Origin of the sequence: Laedolimicola sp., assembly GCF_051972735.1 — a bacterium.
GTDB lineage: Bacteria > Bacillota > Clostridia > Lachnospirales > Lachnospiraceae > Laedolimicola > Laedolimicola intestinihominis.
This window is the reverse complement of sequence record NZ_JBOKYU010000004.1, coordinates 54848-78515: the sequence shown is the minus strand read 5'-3', so window position 1 is coordinate 78515 and position 23668 is coordinate 54848. Positions and strand designations below refer to the sequence as shown.

Below are 23668 nucleotides of genomic sequence, written 5' to 3'. Positions count from 1 at the left end.
CGGGAGGGCAATCTTTTTCTATCTACAAAACGGAGAGCGTATGAAGGAACTGGAAATCATTTACGAGGACAAGGATGTGCTGGTCATTCGCAAGCCTGCCGGGGTACCGGTGCAGAGCGCGCGGGTGGGGGCAAAGGACTGCGAGAGCCTGCTGAAAAATTACTTATATAAGAAGAATCCAAAGGGCGGCGCGCCCTATCTGGGACTGATTCATCGGCTGGATCAGCCGGTGGAGGGGCTGGTGGTATTTGCGTTAAATCCGAAGGCTGCGGCAGCCTTAAGTAAGCAGTCAGCCGGAAAAGAGATGCAGAAAACCTATCTGGCGGTTCGGCACAGTGTGGATAAGTGTCCACATGCTGTCCCCAATGAGGAAAAGTTCTGTGGAAAACCTGTGGATAATGTGGAAAACTTGGTGGAAAACTGGAACGAGTGCGTGGATTACCTGTGGAAGGACGGGAAAAATAACCGCTCTGAGATGGTACAGGAGGGACATGCCGGGGCTAAAAAAGCAGTGCTCCGCTACCGGATTTTAAAGCGGGTGGATAACCTGGAAATGCTGGAAATCCGCCTGGAAACAGGCCGTCATCATCAGATTCGGGTGCAGATGGCGGGCAGAGGAACCCCTCTGGTGGGCGACCGCAAATATGGAAAGGTTGAAAACTATGTGGATAATGTGGATAACTCCTTCCCGGCCCTGTGTGCATATCGGATAAAATTCCGCCATCCGTCCACCGGAAAATGGATGGAATTTGAACGGAAGCCGGAAAATCCGGTGTTTCAGAAATTTATGTAAATCAGTTATCCACAGCGTAAAACGCTCATTTTTGCAGATACTAAGACGGACAGAAAAGGGAGAAGCCGTTCGCTTTTTCGGGGCCTGTCAGTTCAAGCGGATGCAAAAGGAGCGGCTTTATGGAATGGGTGCGGAAATATCAGAACTTGTGGAAGAAAATCGGAATCGCAGTGGCGGTCGGGCTTGCAATGAAGTACCTGGCGCCACTGGTGATTCCGTTTTTGATCGCGGGAGCGATTGTGTACTGGTGCAGGCCGCTGCTTGCATGGTTAAAGAAACGGCTTCATATCCGCCCGGGAATTTCCATGGCGGTGCTGCTCATAGGGGCAGCAGGAGGGCTTGTGTCAGCCGGAGCGTTGGCGGGTCGAAATCTGCATATTCAGATCCGGCGGTTGTGCGTGTATTTCAGCTACCCGGGACGGGTGGGGGAGCTTCTGGCACAGTGCTGTGAACGGTTTGGGGGTATGCTTCATATAGACAGCAGGATGATGATGCAGTTTGTAGAGGAGCAGACAGCCTGTATCGGAGATAAGACCTGGGAGCAGCTCCTGCCGGGTGTGTTCGGAGGATCCTGGCAGGCGGTACGCGTTTTGGGCGGCTTCCTTACCGGCGCCTTTGTGACGGGAATTGCCGCGATTCTGCTGGCAGGTGATTATGACAAGCTGCGGGAAATGGGACAGCGGTGGAGCTTCTATGAAAACGTGTCCGAAGCGCTCCGGGGAATCTCCCGGGCCATTGGTCGTTACCTGCATGCCCAGTGTATCATCATGGGACTGGTGATGCTGATCTGCACCGTTGGAATCTGGAGCTCGGGAACGGCGAAAAGCCCGCTGCTGGCCGGAGTCGGCACCGGTTTTCTGGACGCGCTGCCGATCTTCGGCACGGGGACGGTGTTTGTGCCATGGATTCTGATTCTGGTCATCTGGCAGAAGCGATATCGGGCGGCTGTCGTGTTAGCTGTGACTTATGGTCTTTGCACCCTGACCCGGGAGCTTCTGGAGCCCAGGCTGGTGGGCGCCCATCTGAAGCTGCTGCCGGTGGTGGTGCTGGCCAGTGTGTATGTGGGCGTGAAGATCTACGGAGCGGGCGGGATCGTGCTGGGGCCTTTATCAGTACTAATTATTCAGGAATTGTGGAAGAGGGTGGATGCAGATAAAAAAGAAGGAGCATCGGCAAATGAAGCAGATACTCCTTCGAAATAGATGTTATCGTAGAAACATTTTCACCAGCCGCCGCTTTCCTTCCGTATACGGCTGATACCGCATCGGAAGATCCGGCCAGTTCTTCTTATCCACGATACTCTTACGGTGGGAAAAGGTCTCAAACCCGGCCTTTCCATGATAACTGCCCATACCGCTCTCCCCGAAGCCGCCGAAGCCCATGTACGGCGTAGCCAGGTGGATGATCGTGTCATTGACGCAGCCGCCGCCAAAGGAGCAGCGGGTCAGCACCCGGCTGGCCAGCTTCCGGTTCCGGGTGAAGACGTAGAGAGCCAGCGGATGGGGCTTCTCGTTGATGGTGCGAATCACTTCGTCGATGGAATCGTAGGTCAGAATCGGCAGCAACGGTCCAAAGATTTCCTCCTGCATCACGTCGTCCCGCCAGGAGACCCGGTCAAGGATGGTGGGTTCAATTTTCAAGGCTTCGGCGTCTGTCCGTCCACCAAAGACGGTCTTAGCCGGATTCATCAGATTCAGGATCCGCAGAAAATGTTTTTCATTGATGATATGGCCGTAATTCTCATTTTCCAGGGGACGCTCGCCAAGCTGGGCGCGGATCTGCCGGATCAGCTCTTCTATGAGCCGGTTTTTCACCCGGATATCGCAGAGAATGTAGTCGGGAGCCACGCAGGTCTGTCCGCAGTTCAGAAACTTGCCGAAGACGATGCGCCGGGCCGCCGCATGGATATCCGCGGTACGGTCCACGATGCAGGGACTCTTTCCGCCCAGCTCCAGGGTCACCGGAGTCAGGTGCGCGGCGGCCTTCTCCATGACGAAGCGGCCCACCGATTTGCTGCCGGTGAAAAAGATATAGTCGAAATGCTGTTCCAGCAGCGCTGCGTTTTCTGCCCGTCCCCCGGTTACGACAGCCACCCGGGACGCCGGGAAATAAGTCGGAATCAGACGCTCCATCAGGCGGCTGGTGTGAATGGAGTAGGCGCTGGGCTTTAAAATCGCCGTATTACCGGCGGCCAGGGCGTCTGCCAGGGGCTCCAGGGTCAGGAGCAGCGGATAGTTCCAGGGACTCATGATCAGCGTCACGCCGTAGGGAGAGGGTTTCCGGTAGCTTGTCGAGCAAAACTGCGCCAACGGCGTCGGGACGATCCGATCCTGCATCCAGAGGCGCAGATGATGCTTCAGATAATGAATTTCGTTTAAAAGAAGGCCGGTCTCACACATATAGCTTTCTGCGGCGCTTTTGCCGAGATCCAGACGGAGTGCGTCCTGAATTTCATTTTCGTGTTCGGTCACCAGCCGCTCCAGTCTGGTCAGGGCGGCCATCCGGTTTTTATAAGAAAGTGTCGAACCCGACCGGAAACACCGCCGCTGCCGGGCCACCAGTTTCTGAATCTCCTGTTCGTCCATGGGAATCCTCCAATCTCATATTTCGTATTATAAATCTATTTTACCCAATTACGGAAAAGCAGTCAAAGGAAATCGCGGGATCCCCGCGAAAACCTTGACAAAATCGCCATTTCCGTACTACAATACAAAAAGATACGCCCACCCGGGCGTGATAATCATAACAGCTTACTGTTAGAGGAAAATAAATGAGAAAAAGCCCCGATGGGCGAGAAGGAGAACACAATGGCGAAGGAGAAGAAACTGGTCGAAGAGATCACTTCCATGGACGTGGATTTCGCACAGTGGTACACCGATGTGGTGAAAAAAGCGGAACTGACCGATTATACAAGCGTAAAGGGCTGCATGGTTATCAAGCCGGCAGGCTACGCGATCTGGGAAAATATTCAGAAGGAGCTGGACGCGCGTTTTAAGGCGACAGGAGTAGAGAATGTCTACCTGCCCATGCTGATTCCGGAGAGCCTGCTTCAGAAGGAGAAGGATCATGTGGAGGGCTTTGCGCCTGAGGTAGCATGGGTAACCCACGGCGGACTGGAGCCGCTGCAGGAGCGTATGTGCATCCGTCCGACCTCCGAGACTCTGTTCTGTGATTTCTATTCCAAAGAGATCCAGTCCTATCGTGATCTGCCGAAGGTATACAATCAGTGGTGCTCTGTTATGCGTTGGGAGAAGACCACCCGTCCGTTCCTGCGCTCCCGCGAATTCCTGTGGCAGGAGGGTCATACCGCTCACGCGACAGCAGAGGAGGCTGAGGCACGTACTCAGCAGATGCTGAACGTATACGCGGACTTCTGCGAGGAAGTGTTGGCAATGCCGGTTATCCGTGGACGTAAGACCGATAAGGAGAAATTTGCCGGCGCAGAGGCGACCTACACCATCGAAGCCCTGATGCACGACGGTAAGGCGCTGCAGTCCGGTACCAGCCACAACTTCGGCGACGGCTTCGCAAAGGCATTTGGTATTCAGTATACAGCAAAAGACAACACCCTTCAGTATGTACATCAGACGTCCTGGGGTATGACCACCCGTCTGATCGGAGCCATCATCATGGTTCACGGCGATAACAGCGGACTGGTTCTGCCGCCGCGTATCGCGCCGACCCAGGTTATGGTCATCCCGATTGCACAGCACAAGGAAGGCGTGCTGGACAAGGCATATGAACTGAAATCCGCGCTGCTGGACGCAGGCTTCAAGGTAAAGGTAGATGATTCCGACAAGAGTCCGGGCTGGAAGTTCTCTGAGCAGGAGATGAAGGGTATCCCGGTTCGTATTGAGATTGGACCGAAAGATATCGAGGCAAATCAGGCTGTGATTGTCCGTCGCGATACTCGCGAGAAGATCGTAGTTGCCCTGCCGGAGCTGGCAGAGAAGGTAGGCGAGGTGCTGACCACCATGCAGAGTGATATGCTGGAGCGTGCGAGAAAGCATCGGGATTCCCATACCTACGACGCGACCACTTATGAGGAGTTTGTGAAGACCATCAACGAGAAGCCGGGCTTCGTACGTGCCATGTGGTGCGGCGATCAGGCCTGCGAGGACAAGATTAAGGAAGATACCACAGCTACTTCCCGTTGTATGCCGTTTAAGCAGGATCACATCGCGGACACCTGCGTATGCTGCGGAAAGCCGGCAAAGGCGCTTGTTTACTGGGGCAAGGCATACTAAAAATGATAGAAGAAAATGATTCAGGGCTGAGAAGCTACTGAACAGTTACGAGAAGCGGCTGGAGGCCAAACCCCTCGGGCCGCTTTTCCATTACAGCTTATCTGGAAGAATCTTACATATATAGATTCTGACGGAAAACGCCCGGAAATAAGATAGAAAGGACACGCGCACATGAAGATTCAGATTCCTGAAAAAGCTAATGAAATCATCACGACCCTCACCGCCGCCGGCTACGAAGCCTATGTGGTGGGCGGCTGTGTGCGCGACGCCATTCTGGGACGGGAGGCGGCGGACTGGGATATCACCACCAACGCCAGACCGGAGCAGGTGAAGGCTTTATTTCCCAGAACGGTGGACACGGGGCTCCAGCACGGAACCGTGACGGTCCTGAACGGAAAAGAAGGCTTCGAGGTCACCACCTACCGGATTGACGGCGAATATCTGGACGGCCGCCACCCGGAGCAGGTGCTGTTCACGCCAAATCTTCTGGAAGATCTGAAGCGGCGGGACTTTACCATCAATGCCATGGCATATAATGAAAAAGAGGGTCTGGTAGATGCCTTCGGCGGTATCGGCGACCTGGAGCGCGGACAGATCCGCTGTGTGGGCGACCCGAGAGAGCGGTTTACCGAGGACGCCCTGCGAATCCTGCGGGCAGTCCGTTTTTCTGCCCAGCTGGATTTTGAGATTGAGGCGGAGACAAAAGCGGCCCTGGCGGAATTTGCAACGAGACTGACTAAGGTCAGCGCCGAGCGGATTCAGGTGGAGCTGATGAAGCTTCTGACCTCGGATCACCCGGAGGTATTCCGCGTGGTCTGGGAGACGGGCATTACGGCGGTGATTCTGCCGGAATTCGACGCCTGCATGGAGACGCCCCAGCACAATCCCCATCACTGCTGGAACGTGGGTGAACACATTCTGCGGACCCTGACCGGCGTAGAGAAGGACAAAGCCCTCCGCTGGGCAGCTTTGCTGCACGATATGGGCAAGCCTGCCACCCGTACTACGGATGAGCAGGGTATTGACCATTTTCACGGGCATGCGAAGCTTGGTGCCGAGATGGCAAATGGAATCTTACGCCGCCTGAAATTTGACAACGACACCCGCAAAAGAGTGGTGAGGCTGGTGGAGTTCCATGATGATCGGCAGTTTCCGCTGAATCATCGGGGCGTGCGCCGGGCCATTCACCGGATTGGCGCGGATCTGTTTCCGGATTATCTGAAGCTTGCCCGGGCGGATGCGCTGGCCCAGAATCCGGCGCTGCTGCCGGAGAAGCTTGCGCGGCTGTCAGAAATCGAGCGTCTGTATACAGAGATACTGGAAGCCCAAAACTGCCTGTCCCTAAAGGATCTGGCCGTGACCGGCCGAGATCTCATAGATGCGGGCGTGAAGCCGGGACCGACCTTAGGAGTCATCCTGAACGCCATGCTGGAGGCCGTTATTGAGCACCCGGAATACAATACAAAAGAATATCTCTTAGAAAGAATATTACCCCTCGTTTCCTCATAGATTTGAAAGGAACGGGGGGATTTTTGTGAACGAAAAAGCGCTGCAAATCCTGGAGCAGTATGATCTGGAGGTTCTTCGAAGCTACGGCGGCCGGGGCGGAATCATGTTGGAGACAAAAGACGGCTTAAAAATGATAAAGGAATTTGCAGGCTCGCGCGCAAAGCTTCCCCTGGAACAGCGGGTGCTGGGGATTCTGGCGGAGCGCGGCGTCTGCGCCGTGGATCAGGTGCAGGCCAACAAAGAAGGGGAGCTTGTAACCATCGGCGACTATGAGACGCCCTACATCATCAAGGACTGGCCGCCGGGGCGGGAATGCGATCCGAAGAATGAGGAAGAGCTTTTGAAAAGTATGCGTCTGCTGGCCCGGGTTCACCGGGAGCTTCGGGGCGTTCTGCGCACAGAAGGGGCGGAGCGCCGCCGGATTCAGGGCGCCGACCGGTCGGAAGAGTTAGAAAAGCATAACCGGGAAATGAAGCGTGCCCGGAATTTTATCCGCACCCGGCAGAAAAAGGGCGAGTTTGAACTCTTATATCTTCAGTGCGCCGAAACCATTTTCCAGAATGGAGCGGATGCCCTGGAGCTTCTGAAGGCTTCCGGCAGTGAAAAGCTGTATCAGCAGGCCGTGGATGGCGAACACCTCTGCCACGGGGAGTATGTCCATCACAATATCCTGCTTCAGCGGCAGGAAACGGCCCTGGTGAACTTCTCCCGGTTTGAAATCAATGTGCAGATGAACGATGTGAGCCAGTTCCTGCGGAAAATCATGGAGAAGCACAACTGGAACGGTGGGCTGGCAGAGCGGATGCTGACAGCCTACGAGCGTGAACGCCCTCTGTCCGGGGAGGAGCGGGCCTATCTGGCTGCCAGCCTCTGTTACCCGGAGAAGGCCTGGAAGCTGGTGCATCATTATTACCATACCAACAAGGCCTGGGTGCCGGAAAAAAGCGCCGAGAAGCTGCAGGTTTTCCTGGCCCAGAATGAAAGCAGGAAGAAAATGGTAAAAGAGTTATGGGTATCGTAAATGTGCTGTAAAATATGCCCGGATACATTGACTTTGCTGTACAAATATTCTAAAATTAAGCATAGATAACTCTATCTAAAAAACTGTATGAGTGAGGTATAAGTTATGTATTTGGACGATTATAAGCGTTGGATGGACACAGAACTGGAGGATCCGGCTCTGACAGAGGAACTGAAGGGTATCGAGGGTAAGGACGATGAGATTAAGGATCGCTTCGCAGTGGCCCTGAAGTTCGGTACTGCAGGCCTGCGCGGCGTGCTGGGAGCAGGATCTAACCGTATGAATATCTATGTGGTTCGTCAGGCCACCCAGGGTCTGGCCAACTGGGTAAAGACCCAGGGCGGCAAGCAGCTGGTAGCCATCAGCTACGACAGCCGTATCAACAGCGACGTGTTCGCGAAGACAGCAGCCGGCGTACTGGCAGCCAATGGAATCAAGGTTCGCATCTACGACGCTCTGATGCCGGTTCCGGCCCTGAGCTTCGCGACCCGTTATTATGAGGCCAATGCGGGTATCATGGTGACCGCGTCCCATAATCCGGCGAAATACAACGGCTATAAGGCCTACGGCCCGGACGGCTGCCAGATGACGGACGAGGCGGCTGATATTGTATACACGGAGATTCAGAAGACAGATATCCTGACCGGCGCGAAGGTTATGGATTTTGAGGAAGGAATCAAGGCCGGACTTATTGAATATGTGGGCGACGACTGTAAGGAAGCCCTGTACCAGGCTATCGAGGCCCGCAGCGTGCGTCCGGGAATCTGCGCTGCATCCGGCCTGAAGCTGGTATACTCCCCGCTGAACGGTTCCGGTCTGGTGCCGGTTACCAGGGTGCTGAAGGATATCGGCATCACTGACGTGACCATTGTACCGGAGCAGCAGTATCCGGACGGTCACTTCCCCACCTGCCCGTACCCGAACCCGGAGATCTTTGAGGCTCTTCGTCTGGGACTGGAGCTGGCCAAGAAGACAGAGGCAGACCTGATGCTGGCCACTGACCCGGATGCGGACCGCGTGGGTATCGCCATGAAGTGTCCGGACGGCAGCTACGAGCTGGTATCCGGTAATGAGATGGGCGTACTGCTTCTGGACTACATTTGCGCAGGCCGCATCGAGAAGGGCACCATGCCGAAGAATCCGGTGGCGGTGAAATCCATCGTATCCACTCCGCTGGCGGATGCGGTAGCGAAGAATTACGGCGTGGAGCTGAGAAGCGTTCTGACCGGCTTCAAATGGATTGGAGACCAGATCGCGCAGCTGGAGGCAGCAGGTGAGGTAGACCGCTTTATCTTCGGCTTTGAGGAGAGCTACGGTTATCTGGCAGGCCCCTATGTACGTGACAAGGACGCGATTATCGGTTCCATGCTCATCTGTGAGATGGCAGCTTATTACCGGAGCATTGGTTCCTCTATCAAACAGCGTCTGGAGGAGATCTATGAGAAATATGGCCGTTATCTGAACAAGGTAGACAGCTTTGAGTTCCCGGGACTGTCCGGTATGGACAAGATGGCCGGCATTATGGACGGGCTGCGCCAGAATCCGCCTGCAAAGCTCGGCGATTATGCGGTAGTGAAGGTAACTGATTATAAGAAGCCTGAGGAGACAGGACTCCCGGCAGCCAATGTTCTGGTGTACAAGCTGGAAGGCGGCGCCGAGGTCATCGTTCGTCCCTCCGGAACCGAGCCGAAGATCAAGACCTATTTTACTACACTCGGAAAAAATCTGGCAGAAGCCCAGGCACAGAAGGATGCGCTGGCAGCAGCAATCGCTCCCATATTTGAGTAACAAAACCCGAAATGCCTTGACAAATAATTGAGAAACGGGTATAAATAGGAAAGAAGATATGGCAGAACGCACACACAGACATATCATCGACAAAAAAGAGTAGTAGTATTATTAGGAGGAATTACCAGATGAACAGAATGGAATTAGTTGCTGCTATCGCAGAGAAGACTGAATTATCCAAGAAGGACGCAGAGAAGGCTCTGAAGGCTTTCACAGATGTAGTAGCAGAGGAGCTGAAGAAGGGCGAGAAGATCCAGCTGGTTGGATTCGGAACCTTCGAGGTATCTGAGAGAGCTGCAAGAGAGGGAAGAAACCCGCAGACTGGCGAGGCTATGAAGATTGCGGCTTCCAAGTCCCCGAAGTTTAAGGCTGGAAAAGCACTGAAGGATGCCCTGAACTAATCTATGCGTCTTGATAAATATTTAAAGATTTCCCGGCTGATTAAGCGGAGGACCGTAGCCAATGAAGCCTGTGACGCGGGACGCGTGCTGGTCAACGACAAGGTGGCCAAGGCGTCTGTGAACGTGAAGACGGGTGACGTCATCGAGATTCAGTTTGGCAGCAAGTCCGTAAAGGTGGAGGTTCTGGACGTTCAGGAGACCGTCCGCAAGGATGACGCCAAGGAGCTCTACCGTTATCTTTAAAAACAGGAATAATGAGAAAGACCTTTTCATACATTTAGTTGTAAACTAGTAAGTGTATGGGGAGGTCTTTTTTTGGAAGAAAAGCAATACGCGAAAGCCCACAAGCTGCTCTTAAGCAACCGGCGGACGGGCACCATCAGCGGCGTGACCGACGTGATTTCCTTCGATATCGCGGAAATCCTGCTGGAGACGGAACAGGGTATGCTGACCATCAAAGGCGCCGATCTCCATGTGAATCGTCTGACCCTGGAAAAGGGCGAGGTGGATATCGAGGGGCGGATTGACAGCATGGCCTACTCGGAGGTCACAGATTTTCATAAGGCGGGCGCGTCGATCCTGGGCCGCCTGTTCAAATAGCCTATGGCCGGTGGAATTCTTTTTGAACTGCAGTTTTTTGGAAAAGCCTTCCTCTGCGGCGCGGCCCTGGCCTTCCTGTACGGGGGATTGAAGGTCTTCCGGCAGCTGATTTTCCATGGGACCGTCTGGATGGCAGCGGAGGATCTGGCCTACTGGCTGCTCTGCGGTTTCCTGATTTTCCGGATGCTGTACCGGGAGAACAGCGGGGCGGTAAGGGGCTTTGCTGTGGCGGCAGTGGTGCTGGGCATGCTTTCCTGGCTGCTGCTTTCGAAAATGTTTCGAAATATAGTCAATTTCATAAGAAAAAAATTGCATAAATGTATAAAAAAGATTATAATTAAATAAATATACCCACAGACAGATGTTTCTGTGGAAAAGCGAAGAAAGACTGGCTGTGGAAACAGTTTTCAGAATGAAAGTGAGGCGGAAGGAGCTATGACGACGAAGACCCGGCGCGGAATGAATCGCAGAAAGCGTATGGGCTACCGACTGATTGTACTGACAGTCATGTGTCTTCTGGTAACGGGTTTTTATGCAAAGCATCGGCTCCAGCAGAAGAACGCGGCCTATCAGAAGCAGGAAGAACAGCTGATGGCTCAGATCGAAGAAGAGGAACAGCGCTCGAAGGATATCGAGGAGCTTGGCAAATACGTCCAGACCAAGAAGTATGTGGAGGAAGTGGCGAAGGAGCGGCTCGGACTGGTTTATCCGGATGAGATTCTGTTCAAGGCTAAAGAATAATTGGTTTACATAATGCGTGTATGCAAAGGCTGTCCGGGACAGGGAAGGTTCCGGACAGCCTTTATGCTTTCCGGCAGGTTCTTAAACAGAATTCTATGTCCCCTTTTGCCGAAAAGATCTGAAATCACCCGCCTCCATTTGACAAAATAATCCGTTTCTGTCCTCTATAATTCCCAATCACACAGACACACACAGAAGACGAGGAGGAGTAAAAGGTGAGACGAGAGGAAAATTACGGCTGGCTCTACGGAATTGTGGCGGGCAGCTGTGTGGCGGCGATGCAGATCGGCGTGGGGATGCTTCAGATGGATCGGGATTACGCCATCCTGCTGGGGGCGGCCCAGGGGCTTTTGGTGTGTTCACTGACGGTAATCTGCGGCGGGATTCTGGCATGGATTTTAAGACCCCTTCCCATGGAAAATGAGGAAGCGCCCAATCCGGTGCAGCAGCGCCTGCGGGATTACCGGGAGGCCTTCGGCAATCTGGCGGTAAGCTTCGCGGGAGAAGGACAGAAAGCGGAAGCCGTTCCGGAGAACGAACAGCTGGATAAGACAGAGAAAATGAAGCTGCTCTGGAAGAACAGGCTGGAAGAAAACCGCGCTGCAGTGGCGATACAGCTGGGGGAAATGGCCCAGATCATGACGGATACCGTAGAATATGCCTGGGATACCAGGCCAGACGAGGAACTGGAACAGGTTTTAGCGAAAAAGCTGAAGGGTATGGGACTCTACGTCCATTCAGTGCTGGTCTATCAGGAGGAGCACCGGCGGCAGGAGGTATATCTGACGGTCAGTACCCGCAGGCGGAAATGTGTGGCGACGAAGGATATTGCAGAGGTATTGTCCAGGATGATGAAGAAGGCCATGATGCCGGGCAAGGACAGCCGGGCCTTTGTGGGCAGTGAGAAGGTGACGGTACTTTTCGCGGAACGGACGAACTTCCAAGTGCTCTGCGGCGTAGAGAAGGCGGTCAAAAGTAAAGAAACCATTTCCGGGGACAATTTTTCCCTGCATCGGTGCCGGGAGGGGCAGTTTATCGGGGCGCTGTCGGACGGTATGGGGTCCGGCATGGCGGCTTACCGGGATAGTGAGATGGTCATCGATCTGCTGGAGCAGTTTCTGGAGGCGGGATTCTCCAAGGAGACGGCGGTGCGGATGATCAATTCGGCGTTGATCGTGCGGTCGGACGCGCAGGTGTTCTCCACCATTGATATCAGTTCGCTGGATTTGTATACGGGTATCTGCGAGTTCCTGAAGGTGGGCGCGTCCACCACCTTTATCCGGCGGGAAAACTGGGTGGAAACCATTTCCTCAACCAGCCTGCCTGCGGGCGTCTTTCACAAGCTGGAGCCGGACTGTACCAGTAAAAAGCTCTACGACGGCGACATGGTCATCATGGTCACCGACGGTGTGCTGGATGCGTTGCCTGCGGCTCATCAGGAGAAATTGATAAAGGATATCATTCTGGAGCACGATACAGGAAATCCGTCCGAGCTGGCAGCTTACATTCTGGCCCGGGTGCGTCAGTACCGGGAGAAGGAGCCTGTCGACGATATGACGGTGTTGGTGATGGGGCTGGTAAAGTATTAAAGAGATATGGTATACTAAAAGCAATGGAAAAACTACGAAAGGAAAACTGGGAAATGCTGGATCGTGTGCGTGCATTTACAGAAAAATATCAGATGATTCGTCCGGGAGACAGGATTGTGGCGGGCATATCGGGAGGTGCGGATTCCGTATGCCTGCTTTTCCTGTTGAAAGAGCTGTGCGGAGAAAAGGGCGCAGCGCTGTCCGCAGTGCATGTAAATCATTGTCTGCGGGGCGCGGAGGCCGACGGGGACGAGGCCTATGTGCGGGAGCTTTGCGGAAGCCTGGAGGTTCCGCTTTCCGTCCGTTCCTTTGACGTGCAGGGCCGGGCTAAGCGGGAGCATCTGACGCTGGAGGAGGCCGGACGGCTCTGCAGGTATGAGGCCTTCGCGGAGGAAGCGGAGCGTCTTGGGGGTGCGCGGATTGCGGTGGCCCACCATGCGGGGGATCAGGCGGAGACGGTACTGTTTCAGCTGTTCCGCGGAAGCGGCCTAAAGGGGCTGTCCGGCATGAGCCCGGCGCGGGACAATATCATTCGGCCTTTGCTCTGCGCAGAGCGTGAGGAAGTCGAGACGTGGCTGACCGGGCGAGGGATAGCCTGGCGCACTGACAGCACAAACCTGAGCATGGACTACACACGCAACCGGATTCGGGGTGACATTCTGAAGACGGCCCGGGAGAGCGTCAATGCGAAGGCGATCCGACATGTGGCCGAGGCGGCTGCGGAGCTTGGGGAGGTGGAGGCGTTTCTGGAGCGGAAGACGGCGGAAGCCTACCGGCTCTGTGTGCGGGAAGAGGACGGCGCACGGTTTGTATTCACCAACGCATTTTCCATGCAGGATCCCCTGATCGGAAGCAGACTGCTGCGACGGTGCATGGCGGAGCTTGGCGGACTCAAGGACGTGGAGCGGGTTCACATCGAGATGCTTCGGGAGCTGTTCGAAAAGCAGACCGGGAGCAGAATGGATCTGCCGGGTGACCGCAGCGCAAGACGGGAATATGAGGGCGTGCGGCTCAGTCGGAGTGAGAAGCCTGCACGGCAGCAGGACGGTGAGAAAACCAGTCCCATATCGTTCTGTCCGGAGATTCCCGGCAGCGTTACCATCCGGGGACAAAAATGGAAATTTACCCTGTATCCGGAGGAAAAAATTGAAATTATTCCCCAAAAAACATATACGAAATGGTTTGACTATGATAAAATAAAAAAATGTCTGGAGATCCGGGGGCGTAAGCCCGGGGATTATCTGGAGATTAACAGAGCGCACGGGCGCAAAAAGCTGAAGGCGTATCTGATTGATGAAAAGGTGCCGGCATCTGAGCGGGACGAGCTTCTGCTGCTGGCGGATGGAGCGCATATTGTATGGATTCCGGGGCATCGTATCAGCGAAGCGTACAAGGTCACGGAAGAGACAAGGAACATTTTAAAAGTACAGATAAGCGGAGGAAATGAACATGGCTGAGAAAATCAGAGTTATGATTCCCGAAGAGGAAGTAGACGCGAAGATCAGAGAGCTGGGACAGAAGATCAGCGAAAAGTTTGCAGGCGAAGAGGTTCACCTGATTTGTATCCTGAAGGGCAGCGTATTCTTTGTATGCGAGCTGGCCAAGAGAATTACCGTGCCGGTGACCATCGACTTTATGCAGGTATCCAGCTACGGCGCGGAGACCAAGTCCAGCGGCGTGGTACGCTTAAGCAAGGACCTGGACGAGCCGCTGCAGGGCAAGAACGTGATTATCGTAGAGGACATCATCGATTCCGGACGGACCTTAAGCCACCTGGTAAAGCTTCTGGGACAGCGTAACCCGAAGACCATGACCCTGTGTACCCTGCTTGACAAGCCGGACCGCAGAGTCGTAGATGTGGACGTGGAATACACCGGATTTACGATTCCGGATGAGTTCGTGGTGGGCTATGGCCTGGATTACGATCAGAAGTACCGGAATCTGCCGTACATCGGCGTACTGGAGTTCGTTGATTAACAGTTCAGCCATGCTTATGCAGAGGCAGATTTCATGCTTGCATGAAAATCTGTCTGTGTATAAGCATGAGATGAGCGCCACGTCATGAGCAAAAATGAGCTGCGGAGCAGCGGGGAGCTCCGCAGGAGCGGTTTTGCGAACGGCGCGGGCTGAACGTACGGATATAAGGAGGACACATTTTGAACAACAGACAATTTCGGATTTCCGGAATCTATTTCGTATTTTTACTGGTGCTGGTCTATCTGTTCAGTACCTACGTAAAACGGATGGACATGGAAAATCTGTATACCTATCAGCAGTTTGAGACTGCCGTGGAGAACGGCGAGGTAGTATCTGCCGTGATCAGCCAGTCCGAAGCTACACCTACCGGCACGGTGCGCCTGACCCTGAAGGACGGCAGCCGTCAGGATGTGAATGTGGCAGACACCACAGAGGCCAGAGAGCTTCTGGAGTCTGAGAATGTGGCGGTAGCCTTTGCTGCAGTGAGCACCAATAACTGGATGGCGTCCCTGGGCGCGCCCCTTCTGGCGGCTGTAGTGGCCGTAGTCGTTATGATGATCCTGATGAACCGTCAGGCCAACGGCGGCGGTGGCGGCAAGATGATGGACTTCGGCAGAAGCCGGGCCCGTATGACCACCCAGGAGCAGATTCACACCACCTTTAAAAATGTGGCAGGTCTGCAGGAAGAAAAAGAAGAGCTTCGTGAGATCGTAGATTTCCTGAAGCTTCCACAGAAATATACTCAGGTAGGCGCGCGCATCCCAAAAGGCGTGCTGCTGGAGGGTCCTCCCGGAACCGGTAAGACCCTGCTGGCCAAGGCTGTTGCAGGCGAGGCAGGCGTGCCGTTCTTCAGTATCTCCGGTTCGGATTTCGTAGAGATGTTTGTCGGTGTAGGTGCTTCCCGTGTCCGTGATCTGTTCGCGGATGCCAAGAAGAACAGCCCCTGTATCGTATTTATCGACGAGATTGACGCGGTGGCGAGACGCCGCGGCAGCGGTATGGGCGGCGGTCATGATGAGCGTGAGCAGACCCTGAACCAGCTGCTGGTGGAGATGGACGGCTTCGGCGTCAACGAGGGCATCATCGTCATGGCGGCCACCAACCGTGTGGACATTCTCGATCCGGCTATCTTGCGTCCGGGTCGTTTTGACCGTAAGATCATGGTGGGCAGACCGGATGTGCGCGGCAGAGAAGAGATTCTGCAGGTTCATGCGAAGAATAAGCCGCTGGCAGAGGATGTGGATTTGAAGCAGATAGCCCAGACCACCGCAGGCATGACCGGCGCGGATCTGGAAAATCTGATGAACGAGGCAGCCATTCTGGCAGCCAAGGACAACCGTCCTTATATCACCCAGGCGGATATCCGCAAGTCCTTCGTGAAGGTGGGCATCGGCGCAGAGAAAAAGAGCCGCATCGTCTCCGAGAAGGAGAAGCGCATCACTGCGTACCACGAGGCAGGGCACGCGATCCTGTTCCATGTGCTGCCGGATGTGGGACCTGTATACAGTGTATCTATCATTCCCACCGGCGTAGGAGCGGCCGGCTACACCATGCCATTGCCGGAGAAGGATGAGATGTTCAATACCAAGGGAAAGATGTTGCAGGATATCGAGGTATCCTTAGGCGGACGTATCGCCGAAGAGCTGATTTTCGACGATATCACCACCGGCGCTTCCCAGGATATCAAGCAGGCTACGAGAGTGGCCCGCGCCATGGTCACCAAGTACGGCATGTCCGACGAGCTTGGTCTGGTCAGCTATGATTCCGACGAGGAAGTCTTCCTGGGCCGTGATTACGGCCACACCAAGGGTTATGGCGAGAACGTGGCAAGCAAGATCGATTCGGAAGTCAAGCGAATCGTAGACGAGTGCTACGATAAGGCCAAAGCCATCATCCTGGATCACCGCGACGTCCTGGACGCAGCCGCAGCGCTGCTTCTGGAGAAAGAAAAGATCTCCCGGGACGAGTTCGAGGCATTGTTTGAAAAGGAAGAGGCCATACCGGCTGTATAAAAGTGAGCTTTTAGGGATTTCACGATTTAGTGAGATCCCTTTTTTTACAGCGCCAGACTAGCGTTTTCGTCATTATGACGGATTAGTATTGTGGATATTTCACAAAAACAGATGATGATTTTTGTGAAGTTTGTGCACACTTATCGCGACATTATGATATAATAATACTCGTAAAACCCCCAATACATTATATAGTTTTTGCTACACCCCATAAGTAAAAAGAAATACCTTCTCCTGAAACAGACAGCGCGAGCTGTCTGTTTCACTTTGTGCGGAAATATCTGTAATAACAGCAGAGACAGAATATATGGGACAGAAGTCTGCAGATAGGCAAGATTGTTACGTAATAAACAAATGTTGAAATGAAAGAGCTGGTATTATAAAATAATAACCAGGGAGCAGCCACAGAAGAGCGGCTGTGACAGAAAGAGAGAGAATTATGGGAAAGATTAACCGACAGGCGCTTTTCGTAGAGGAGTCGGAGGGCTTTCGGATTCCGCTGGAGCCGAAAGCAGGCGAACGGGTAAAGTTACGCTTTCGAACTGCAAAGGATAATGTAGAAGCTGTATATTTTATTAGCGGTGAAGAACGGAATCCGATGACAAAGGTCTGTTCCAGAGGCCGCTTTGATTATTATGAGATTGACATTGAAGTAGGAACTGACACCATCTATTATTATTTTGAAATCCGTTCCGATGAGGAGCGGCTTTTTTATAATAAGCTGAGCATCACCAATAATCTGCAGGACAGCTATGCTTTCCGCATCATTCCGGGCTTCGCTACGCCGGACTGGGCCAAGGGCGCGGTCATGTACCAGATCTACGTGGATCGCTTCTGCAACGGCGATCCCACCAATGATGTGCTGACAGGAGAATACAGCTATATCCACCAGCAGGTGGAACAGGTAAAGGACTGGAGCGAACCGCCTGAGGGCATGGACGTGCGCCGGTTCTACGGCGGCGATCTGCAGGGCATCCTGGATAAATTGGATTATCTGCAGGATTTGGGCATCGAGGTCATTTACATGAACCCGATATTCGTGTCCCCGTCCAATCATAAATACGATTGTCAGGATTATGATTATATCGATCCCCATTATACAGTGATCAAAGAGGACGGCGGTGAGCTGCTCCCGCCGGGTGAGCTGGATAATAAAAAAGCGACAAAGTATATTAAGCGTGTAGTGAGCAAGGAAAACCTGGAGGCCAGCAACGAATTCTTTATCCATTTTGTGGAGGAGGTGCATAAACGCGGCATGCGCGTGCTGCTGGACGGCGTCTTTAACCACTGTGGATCCTTCAACAAATGGCTGGATCGGGAATGCATTTACGAGGATGACGGCGACTACGAAAAGGGCGCTTATGTCTCCGAGAAAAGTCCCTACCGGAATTTCTTCAAGTTCAATAATACCCATGAGTGGCCGTACAATCCCTATTACGACGGCTGGTGGGGTCACGACACCCTGCCGAAGCTGAGCTACGAGACCTCTCAGGAGCTTTATGACTATATTATGGGCATTGCCCGGAAATGGGTTTCTCCGCCTTATAATGTGGATGGCTGGCGTCTGGACGTGGCGGCAGATTTAGGATTGTCCGCGGATTTCAACCATAAATTCTGGCAGGATTTCCGGAAAAATGTGAAGGAGGCCAATCCGGAGGCTGTCATTTATGCGGAGCACTACGGCGACGCCACCAGCTGGCTGAAGGGCGGCGAGTGGGATTCCATTATGAATTACGACACCTTCATGGAGCCCATTACCTGGTATCTGACCGGCATGGAGAAGCACAGCGACGGCAGGGAGCCGGATTTGATGAACAATGCGAATGCCTTTATTGATACCCTGCGGGAAAAATCCTGCGCCTTTACGGGCCAGTCCTATCTGATTGCCATGAATCAGCTTTCGAACCACGACCATTCCCGTTTTCTGACCCGCACCAACCATAAGGTGGGCCGCGTGGATGAACTGGGCAGCGAGGCGGCCGAGGAAGGCGTCTCCAAGGCGGTCTTCCGGGAGGCGGTGGCCATGATGATGACCTGGCACGGCGCGCCGACCATTTACTATGGTGACGAGGCCGGCGTCTGCGGCTTCACCGATCCGGACAGCCGGAGAACCTATCCCTGGGGCCATGAGGATCAGGATCTGATCCGTTACCACAAGGAGCTGATCCGCGTCCGCAAGGAAAACCCGGCCTGTCGTCGGGGCAGCGGTATCCCGGTGTACGCCAAGGACGGACATTTCGCCTTTGGCCGTTTTTTGGACGATAATCATGTGCTGACCATTATCAATAATACTGAGGAAGCGGAGCGCATGACGATTCCGGTCTGGCAGATCGAGATTTCGGACGGCGAACTGTTTGAGCGCCATGTGCTGTCCATGGAAGAAGAATTTAACCTGGAAAAAGCCCACTATCTGGTGTGCGACGGCAAGATTGAGATTTATATGCCGCCCTATTCCGCGGCTGTTATGAGCCATACCGGAAATAATTAAGAAATAGGGTATAAAAAACAAAAATTTTCGAATACAAGAAAAAGAAAAAACGAGAATAGAAAAAGGGGTTGACAAATCCCTACCATCGTGATAAGTTAATAAAAAATTTTATGAACTAAACCGTTGAAGCGGAGATAACGATGTTCATGCGCGCCCAGAGAGTCCGGGGAGGTGGAAGCCGGATCGAGATGCAGGATATCAAATGGACCGCTGAGGGCGCAGTCAAAGGTCAGATATCAGAATGGATATGATGTAAACCAAGTATTCTGCGACGTAGGGCATACGTCAGTTGCCGGGAATATGTAGGTATTCCGCAAAGAGCACGGTTCGTTCCGTGAAACAGGGTGGTACCGCGGGTGGTATATAATTTGTAGAACTCGTCCCTGACAGATGTAGAAGTCTGTCAGGGATTTTTTTATGTAATAGGAAATTCCTATGGAATCCCCTATTACATAAAAAATATTATCGCACTCGGCGCAGTGGTAGATGGTTGCCAAGGCACATTCTTTTTAGGACAGGAGGAAAAAGTGATGTATCCAAGCCTTGAAGAAGTAAAGAAGATAGCGGCGTCGGGCGAATACCGCAGAATTCCCGTATGCCGGGAGCTGTACGCAGACCGCTACACGCCGGTGGAAGTACTTAGGACCCTGCGGGGCTCCAGCCGCCATTGCTACCTGCTGGAGAGTGCCAGCCAGACCGAGAGCTGGGGCCGATATTCCTTTCTGGGCTGTCATCCCACGCTGGAGCTGAATCTGACGGACGGGGAGCTGACCATCCGGCGGACGGCGGAGGCCCGGATAGGGGCAAAGACGCAGGAGGCTGAGGCAGGGAAAACAGATGCCACAGACGCATCAGAGACTGTGGAAGTGCGAAAGATCACCCACCCGGGCGAAGCCCTCCGGGAAATTTTGAAGGACTATAAAAGCCCGGTGCTGGAAGGCTTGCCCCCATTTACCGGCGGCCTGGTAGGCTACTTCTCCTATGATTACATCAAGTACAGCGAGCCGAAGCTGAACCTTAGCGACGCGGAGCAGCAGGACTTCCGGGATATGGATCTGATGCTCTTCGACGAGGTTATTGCCTTCGATCACTATAAGCAGAAAATCTTCCTGATTGCAGGCGTGCGGACGGAACATGTGGAGGAGTCTTATCGGAAGGCAAAAGAGAAGCTTAAAAGGCTGGCAGAGCTTATCCGCACCGGACAGAAGCCGGAGTTCCGGCCATTGAGGTTGAAATCCGAGATTCAACCCAAATTCCCGAAAGAGCGTTACGGCCAGATGGTTGAGAAAGCGAAGGAATACATCCGCGAGGGCGACATTTTCCAGGTAGTGCTGTCGAATCCCATGCGGGCCAAAGCCGAGGGCAGCCTCTTTGATACCTACCGGGTATTGCGGGTCAGCAATCCTTCGCCCTACATGTTCTACTTCTCCAGCGACGATATCGAGATCGCGGGCGCGTCCCCGGAGACTTTGGTGAAGCTGGAGGATGGTCATTTAAGCACCTTCCCGTTGGCGGGCACCCGCCCCAGGGGACGGACAAAGGAAGAGGACCGGGAGCTGGAGGAAGGACTTTTGAAGGACGAAAAGGAGCTGGCCGAGCACAATATGCTGGTGGATCTGGGACGAAATGACATCGGAAAAATCAGCAAAATCGGCACGGTACAGGTGGAGAAATACATGACTGTGGAGCATTTCTCCCATGTGATGCATCTGGGTTCCACTGTCACCGGAATCATCCGGGACGATAAGGACGCGGTAGATGCGGTGGACGCCATTCTCCCGGCAGGCACCCTTTCAGGCGCGCCGAAGTTCCGGGCCTGCCAGATTATAGAGGAGCTGGAGCAGTCCAAGCGGGGCATCTACGGCGGGGCCATCGGTTATCTGGATTTCGCCGGGAACCTGGATACCTGCATCGCCATCCGGCTGGTCTACAAGAAAAACGGAGAAATCTGTATCCGCTCCGGCGCGGGCATCGTGGCGGACAGCGTACCGGAGAAAGAATTCGAGGAGTGCTGCAGCAAGGCCCGGGCCGTGGTACAGGCCATCGAAAAGGCACAGGAGGGACTGGAATGATACTATTAATCGACAATTATGACAGCTTTTCCTATAACCTCTACCAGCTGGTGGGCTCGGTGGAGCCGGACATCCGGGTTATTCGAAATGACGAAGCCACCGTGAAGGAAATTGATAGCCTAAAGCCGGAAGCAATTCTGCTTTCTCCCGGCCCCGGCAGACCCGCGGACGCAGGCATCTGTATTCCGGTCATCCGTCATTTCGCGGGCAAGGTTCCCATCTTCGGAGTCTGCCTGGGGCATCAGGCCATCTGCGAGGCCTTCGGCGGAACGGTCTCCTACGCAAAAGAGCTGATGCACGGCAAGAAAAAGCTGATCCATAAGACCGGAGAAAGTCAGCTATTCAAAGGCTTGGATGAGACATTCCCGGCGGCCCGGTACCATTCATTGGCGGCCCTGGAGGAGACTTTACCGGAGGAGCTTCGGGTGACGGCCCGCTCCGACGACGGCGAGGTCATGGCAGTGGAACATACGAAATATCCCATTTTCGGCGTACAGTTTCATCCCGAATCGGTGATGACGCCCGATGGGAAACAGATGATAGAAAATTTTATGGAGGTAGTAAGATGATTAAGGAAGCGATTTTAAAACTGGCAAAGAAAGAGAACCTGACTTATGAAGAGGCAGAAGCAGTCATGAATGAGATCATGAGCGGCGAGGCGACGCCGGTGCAGATGTCCTCTTATCTGACAGCTCTGTCTCTGAAGGGTGAGACCATCGATGAAATTACGGCTTCGGCGGCCGGTATGCGGGCCCACTGCGTGAAGCTGCTTCACGACATGGATGTGCTGGAAATCGTGGGAACCGGCGGCGACGGCTCCAATTCCTTCAATATCTCCACCACGGCTTCCATGGTCATCGCGGCAGGTGGCGTCCCCGTAGCCAAGCACGGCAACCGGGCGGCATCCTCTAAATCCGGCGCAGCGGATGTGCTGGAGGCTCTGGGCGTGAACATCACCATTTCCCCGGAAAAGAGCGCGGAGCTTCTGAAGAAGATTAACATCTGTTTCCTGTTTGCCCAGAATTATCATATCGCCATGAAATATGTGGCTCCCATCCGCAAGGAGCTGGGCATCCGCACCGTGTTTAACATCCTTGGACCATTAAGTAACCCGGCCGGAGCCAATATGGAGCTGATGGGCGTCTTCGACGGCAGTCTGGTGGAGCCTCTGGCACAGGTTATGGAAAATCTGGGCGTGACGAAAGGCATGGTAGTCTACGGACAGGATAAGCTGGACGAAATCTCCATGTGCGCACCCACCTCCGTCTGCGAGATTCGGGATGGCAAGTTCACCTCCTACGAAATCGCACCGGAGCAGTTCGGTTATACACGTTGCAAAAAGGATGCGCTGAAGGGCGGTACACCCCAGGAAAATGCGGAGATTACCAGGAATATTTTAAATGGCGCTGACAAAGGTCCGAAGCGCCAGGCGGTCTGCCTGAACGCAGGCGCAGCCCTCTATATCGCAGGCAAGGCCGAGACCATGGAGCAGGGCGTGCGGATGGCCGAAGAACTGATCGACAGCGGCGCGGCACAAAAGAAACTGGAAGAATTTGTAAAGGAAAGCAATGCGGAATGAATATCTTAGAGGAAATAGCAGGAAAGACAAGGGAACGAATCGAAGAGGAAAAACGGCGGTGCAGTCCGGCGGAAATGAAAGGGTTGGCGGAAGAACTGCTTCGATCTAAGAAACATGGCGGGGCGGGGGCTTTGACAGGAGCAGATAACGCCGCAGCAGGCGGATGCTTTTACCGGGCTTTGGCGGTACCGGGCATGTCCTACATCTGCGAGGTGAAGAAAGCGTCCCCATCCAAGGGGCTCATTGCGCCGGATTTTCCGTATCTGGAGATTGCCAAGGAATATGAGGTGGCAGGTGCGTCGGCCATCTCCTGCCTGACGGAGCCCTTTTATTTCCGGGGTGCGGATCAGTATCTGAAGGAGATCACCGGCTCGGCGCGGATTCCGGTGCTGCGAAAAGACTTTACCGTGGACGAGTACATGATTTACCAGGCAAAGACATTGGGAGCATCGGCGGTACTGCTGATTTGCGCGATTCTCGACAAAGTGCAGCTTCGGGACTATCGGCAGCAGGCCGAAAGCCTGGGGCTGGACGCGCTGGTGGAGGCCCACGATGAAACAGAGGTGGAAATGGCGCTGGACGTCGGCGCAAAGATCGTCGGCGTCAATAACCGGGATCTGAAGACTTTTCAGGTGGATATGCAGAACAGCATAAGACTTCGGAATCTGGCTCCCAGAGAGGTGCTTTTCGTATCCGAGAGCGGGATTAAGGGACCGGAGGAAATCAGTATCTTAAGGGAACATCAGGTGGACGCGGTGCTGATTGGCGAGACGCTGATGCGGAGTACAGATAAGAAAGCGGAGTTGGAGCGGTTAAACGGAAGCCCGCTGAAAAGATAACCAGCAGGAAAT

Annotated in this window: 21 protein-coding genes; 20 read left to right on the top strand and 1 reads right to left on the bottom strand. The window is 53.9% G+C overall.

Features of this window, described 5'->3' with window-relative positions:
* Positions 1–40: 40 nt before the first annotated feature.
* Together ACTRC3_RS02360 and ACTRC3_RS02355 are read left to right on the top strand one after the other, a co-directional pair.
* The gene (locus ACTRC3_RS02360; RefSeq protein WP_440321269.1) at positions 41–793 is read left to right on the top strand and encodes an RluA family pseudouridine synthase; all 753 of its coding nucleotides are present in this window, start codon (positions 41–43) and stop codon (positions 791–793) included.
* 119 nt (positions 794–912) lie between these two features.
* The gene (locus ACTRC3_RS02355; protein ID WP_440321267.1) at positions 913–1995 is read left to right on the top strand and encodes an AI-2E family transporter; all 1083 of its coding nucleotides are present in this window, start codon (positions 913–915) and stop codon (positions 1993–1995) included.
* A gap of 3 nt (positions 1996–1998) precedes the next feature.
* Here the strand turns inward: ACTRC3_RS02355 and ACTRC3_RS02350 are convergent, their stop codons facing one another.
* Positions 1999–3378 (bottom strand): aldehyde dehydrogenase, encoded by a 1380-nt coding sequence (locus ACTRC3_RS02350; RefSeq protein WP_440321265.1) that lies wholly within the window; start codon positions 3376–3378, stop codon positions 1999–2001.
* 222 nt (positions 3379–3600) lie between these two features.
* Here ACTRC3_RS02350 and proS point away from each other — a divergent pair, with 222 nt between their 5' ends.
* The 18 genes from proS to trpC all read left to right on the top strand — a co-directional run bounded on the left by proS (position 3601) and on the right by trpC (position 23656).
* Positions 3601–5040, top strand: a complete 1440-nt coding sequence (gene proS, locus ACTRC3_RS02345) for a proline--tRNA ligase (protein WP_440321263.1) — start codon at positions 3601–3603, stop codon at positions 5038–5040.
* A gap of 171 nt (positions 5041–5211) precedes the next feature.
* Positions 5212–6549: a CCA tRNA nucleotidyltransferase gene (locus tag ACTRC3_RS02340; RefSeq protein WP_440321261.1), complete on the top strand. Its 1338-nt coding sequence runs from the start codon at positions 5212–5214 to the stop codon at positions 6547–6549.
* 25 nt (positions 6550–6574) lie between these two features.
* Positions 6575–7570: a phosphotransferase gene (locus tag ACTRC3_RS02335; RefSeq protein ID WP_440321259.1), complete on the top strand. Its 996-nt coding sequence runs from the start codon at positions 6575–6577 to the stop codon at positions 7568–7570.
* Positions 7571–7675: 105 nt separating this feature from the next.
* Positions 7676–9358 (top strand): phospho-sugar mutase, encoded by a 1683-nt coding sequence (locus tag ACTRC3_RS02330; protein ID WP_349164894.1) that lies wholly within the window; start codon positions 7676–7678, stop codon positions 9356–9358.
* Positions 9359–9438: 80 nt separating this feature from the next.
* Positions 9439–9759 (top strand): HU family DNA-binding protein, encoded by a 321-nt coding sequence (locus tag ACTRC3_RS02325; RefSeq protein ID WP_349164958.1) that lies wholly within the window; start codon positions 9439–9441, stop codon positions 9757–9759.
* Between the two features lie 3 nt (positions 9760–9762).
* On the top strand, positions 9763–10002 hold the full coding sequence (locus tag ACTRC3_RS02320; RefSeq protein WP_349164895.1) for an RNA-binding S4 domain-containing protein: 240 nt from the start codon (positions 9763–9765) through the stop codon (positions 10000–10002).
* Positions 10003–10074: 72 nt separating this feature from the next.
* Positions 10075–10359 carry a sporulation protein YabP gene (yabP, locus tag ACTRC3_RS02315; RefSeq protein ID WP_178038990.1) on the top strand — a complete coding sequence of 95 codons (285 nt, stop codon included), beginning with the start codon at positions 10075–10077 and terminating at the stop codon, positions 10357–10359.
* 3 nt (positions 10360–10362) lie between these two features.
* The gene (yabQ, locus tag ACTRC3_RS02310; protein WP_440321256.1) at positions 10363–10704 is read left to right on the top strand and encodes a spore cortex biosynthesis protein YabQ; all 342 of its coding nucleotides are present in this window, start codon (positions 10363–10365) and stop codon (positions 10702–10704) included.
* Between the two features lie 90 nt (positions 10705–10794).
* The gene (locus ACTRC3_RS02305; protein ID WP_178038992.1) at positions 10795–11100 is read left to right on the top strand and encodes a septum formation initiator family protein; all 306 of its coding nucleotides are present in this window, start codon (positions 10795–10797) and stop codon (positions 11098–11100) included.
* Positions 11101–11315: 215 nt separating this feature from the next.
* Positions 11316–12689 carry a SpoIIE family protein phosphatase gene (locus ACTRC3_RS02300; RefSeq protein WP_440321253.1) on the top strand — a complete coding sequence of 458 codons (1374 nt, stop codon included), beginning with the start codon at positions 11316–11318 and terminating at the stop codon, positions 12687–12689.
* 53 nt (positions 12690–12742) lie between these two features.
* Positions 12743–14146: a tRNA lysidine(34) synthetase TilS gene (tilS, locus tag ACTRC3_RS02295; RefSeq protein ID WP_440321251.1), complete on the top strand. Its 1404-nt coding sequence runs from the start codon at positions 12743–12745 to the stop codon at positions 14144–14146.
* A complete protein-coding gene (hpt, locus tag ACTRC3_RS02290) occupies positions 14139–14666 on the top strand; it encodes a hypoxanthine phosphoribosyltransferase (RefSeq protein WP_178038995.1) in 528 nt (175 codons plus the stop codon). Before tilS ends, hpt begins: the two co-directional genes overlap by 8 nt.
* A 179-nt stretch (positions 14667–14845) precedes the next feature.
* Entirely contained in the window at positions 14846–16678 is a 1833-nt protein-coding gene (ftsH, locus tag ACTRC3_RS02285; protein ID WP_440321248.1) for an ATP-dependent zinc metalloprotease FtsH, read from the top strand.
* A gap of 439 nt (positions 16679–17117) precedes the next feature.
* Positions 17118–19166, top strand: a complete 2049-nt coding sequence (locus ACTRC3_RS02280; RefSeq protein ID WP_440321246.1) for a glycoside hydrolase family 13 protein — start codon at positions 17118–17120, stop codon at positions 19164–19166.
* A gap of 530 nt (positions 19167–19696) precedes the next feature.
* Positions 19697–21238 (top strand): anthranilate synthase component I, encoded by a 1542-nt coding sequence (gene trpE, locus ACTRC3_RS02275; RefSeq protein ID WP_440321244.1) that lies wholly within the window; start codon positions 19697–19699, stop codon positions 21236–21238.
* Positions 21235–21807 carry an anthranilate synthase component II gene (locus ACTRC3_RS02270; protein ID WP_440321242.1) on the top strand — a complete coding sequence of 191 codons (573 nt, stop codon included), beginning with the start codon at positions 21235–21237 and terminating at the stop codon, positions 21805–21807. Before trpE ends, ACTRC3_RS02270 begins: the two co-directional genes overlap by 4 nt.
* Positions 21804–22817, top strand: a complete 1014-nt coding sequence (gene trpD, locus ACTRC3_RS02265; RefSeq protein ID WP_440321240.1) for an anthranilate phosphoribosyltransferase — start codon at positions 21804–21806, stop codon at positions 22815–22817. The genes ACTRC3_RS02270 and trpD overlap by 4 nt, the downstream gene beginning before the upstream one ends.
* On the top strand, positions 22814–23656 hold the full coding sequence (gene trpC / locus ACTRC3_RS02260; RefSeq protein ID WP_440321238.1) for an indole-3-glycerol phosphate synthase TrpC: 843 nt from the start codon (positions 22814–22816) through the stop codon (positions 23654–23656). Before trpD ends, trpC begins: the two co-directional genes overlap by 4 nt.
* Positions 23657–23668 lie beyond the last annotated feature (12 nt).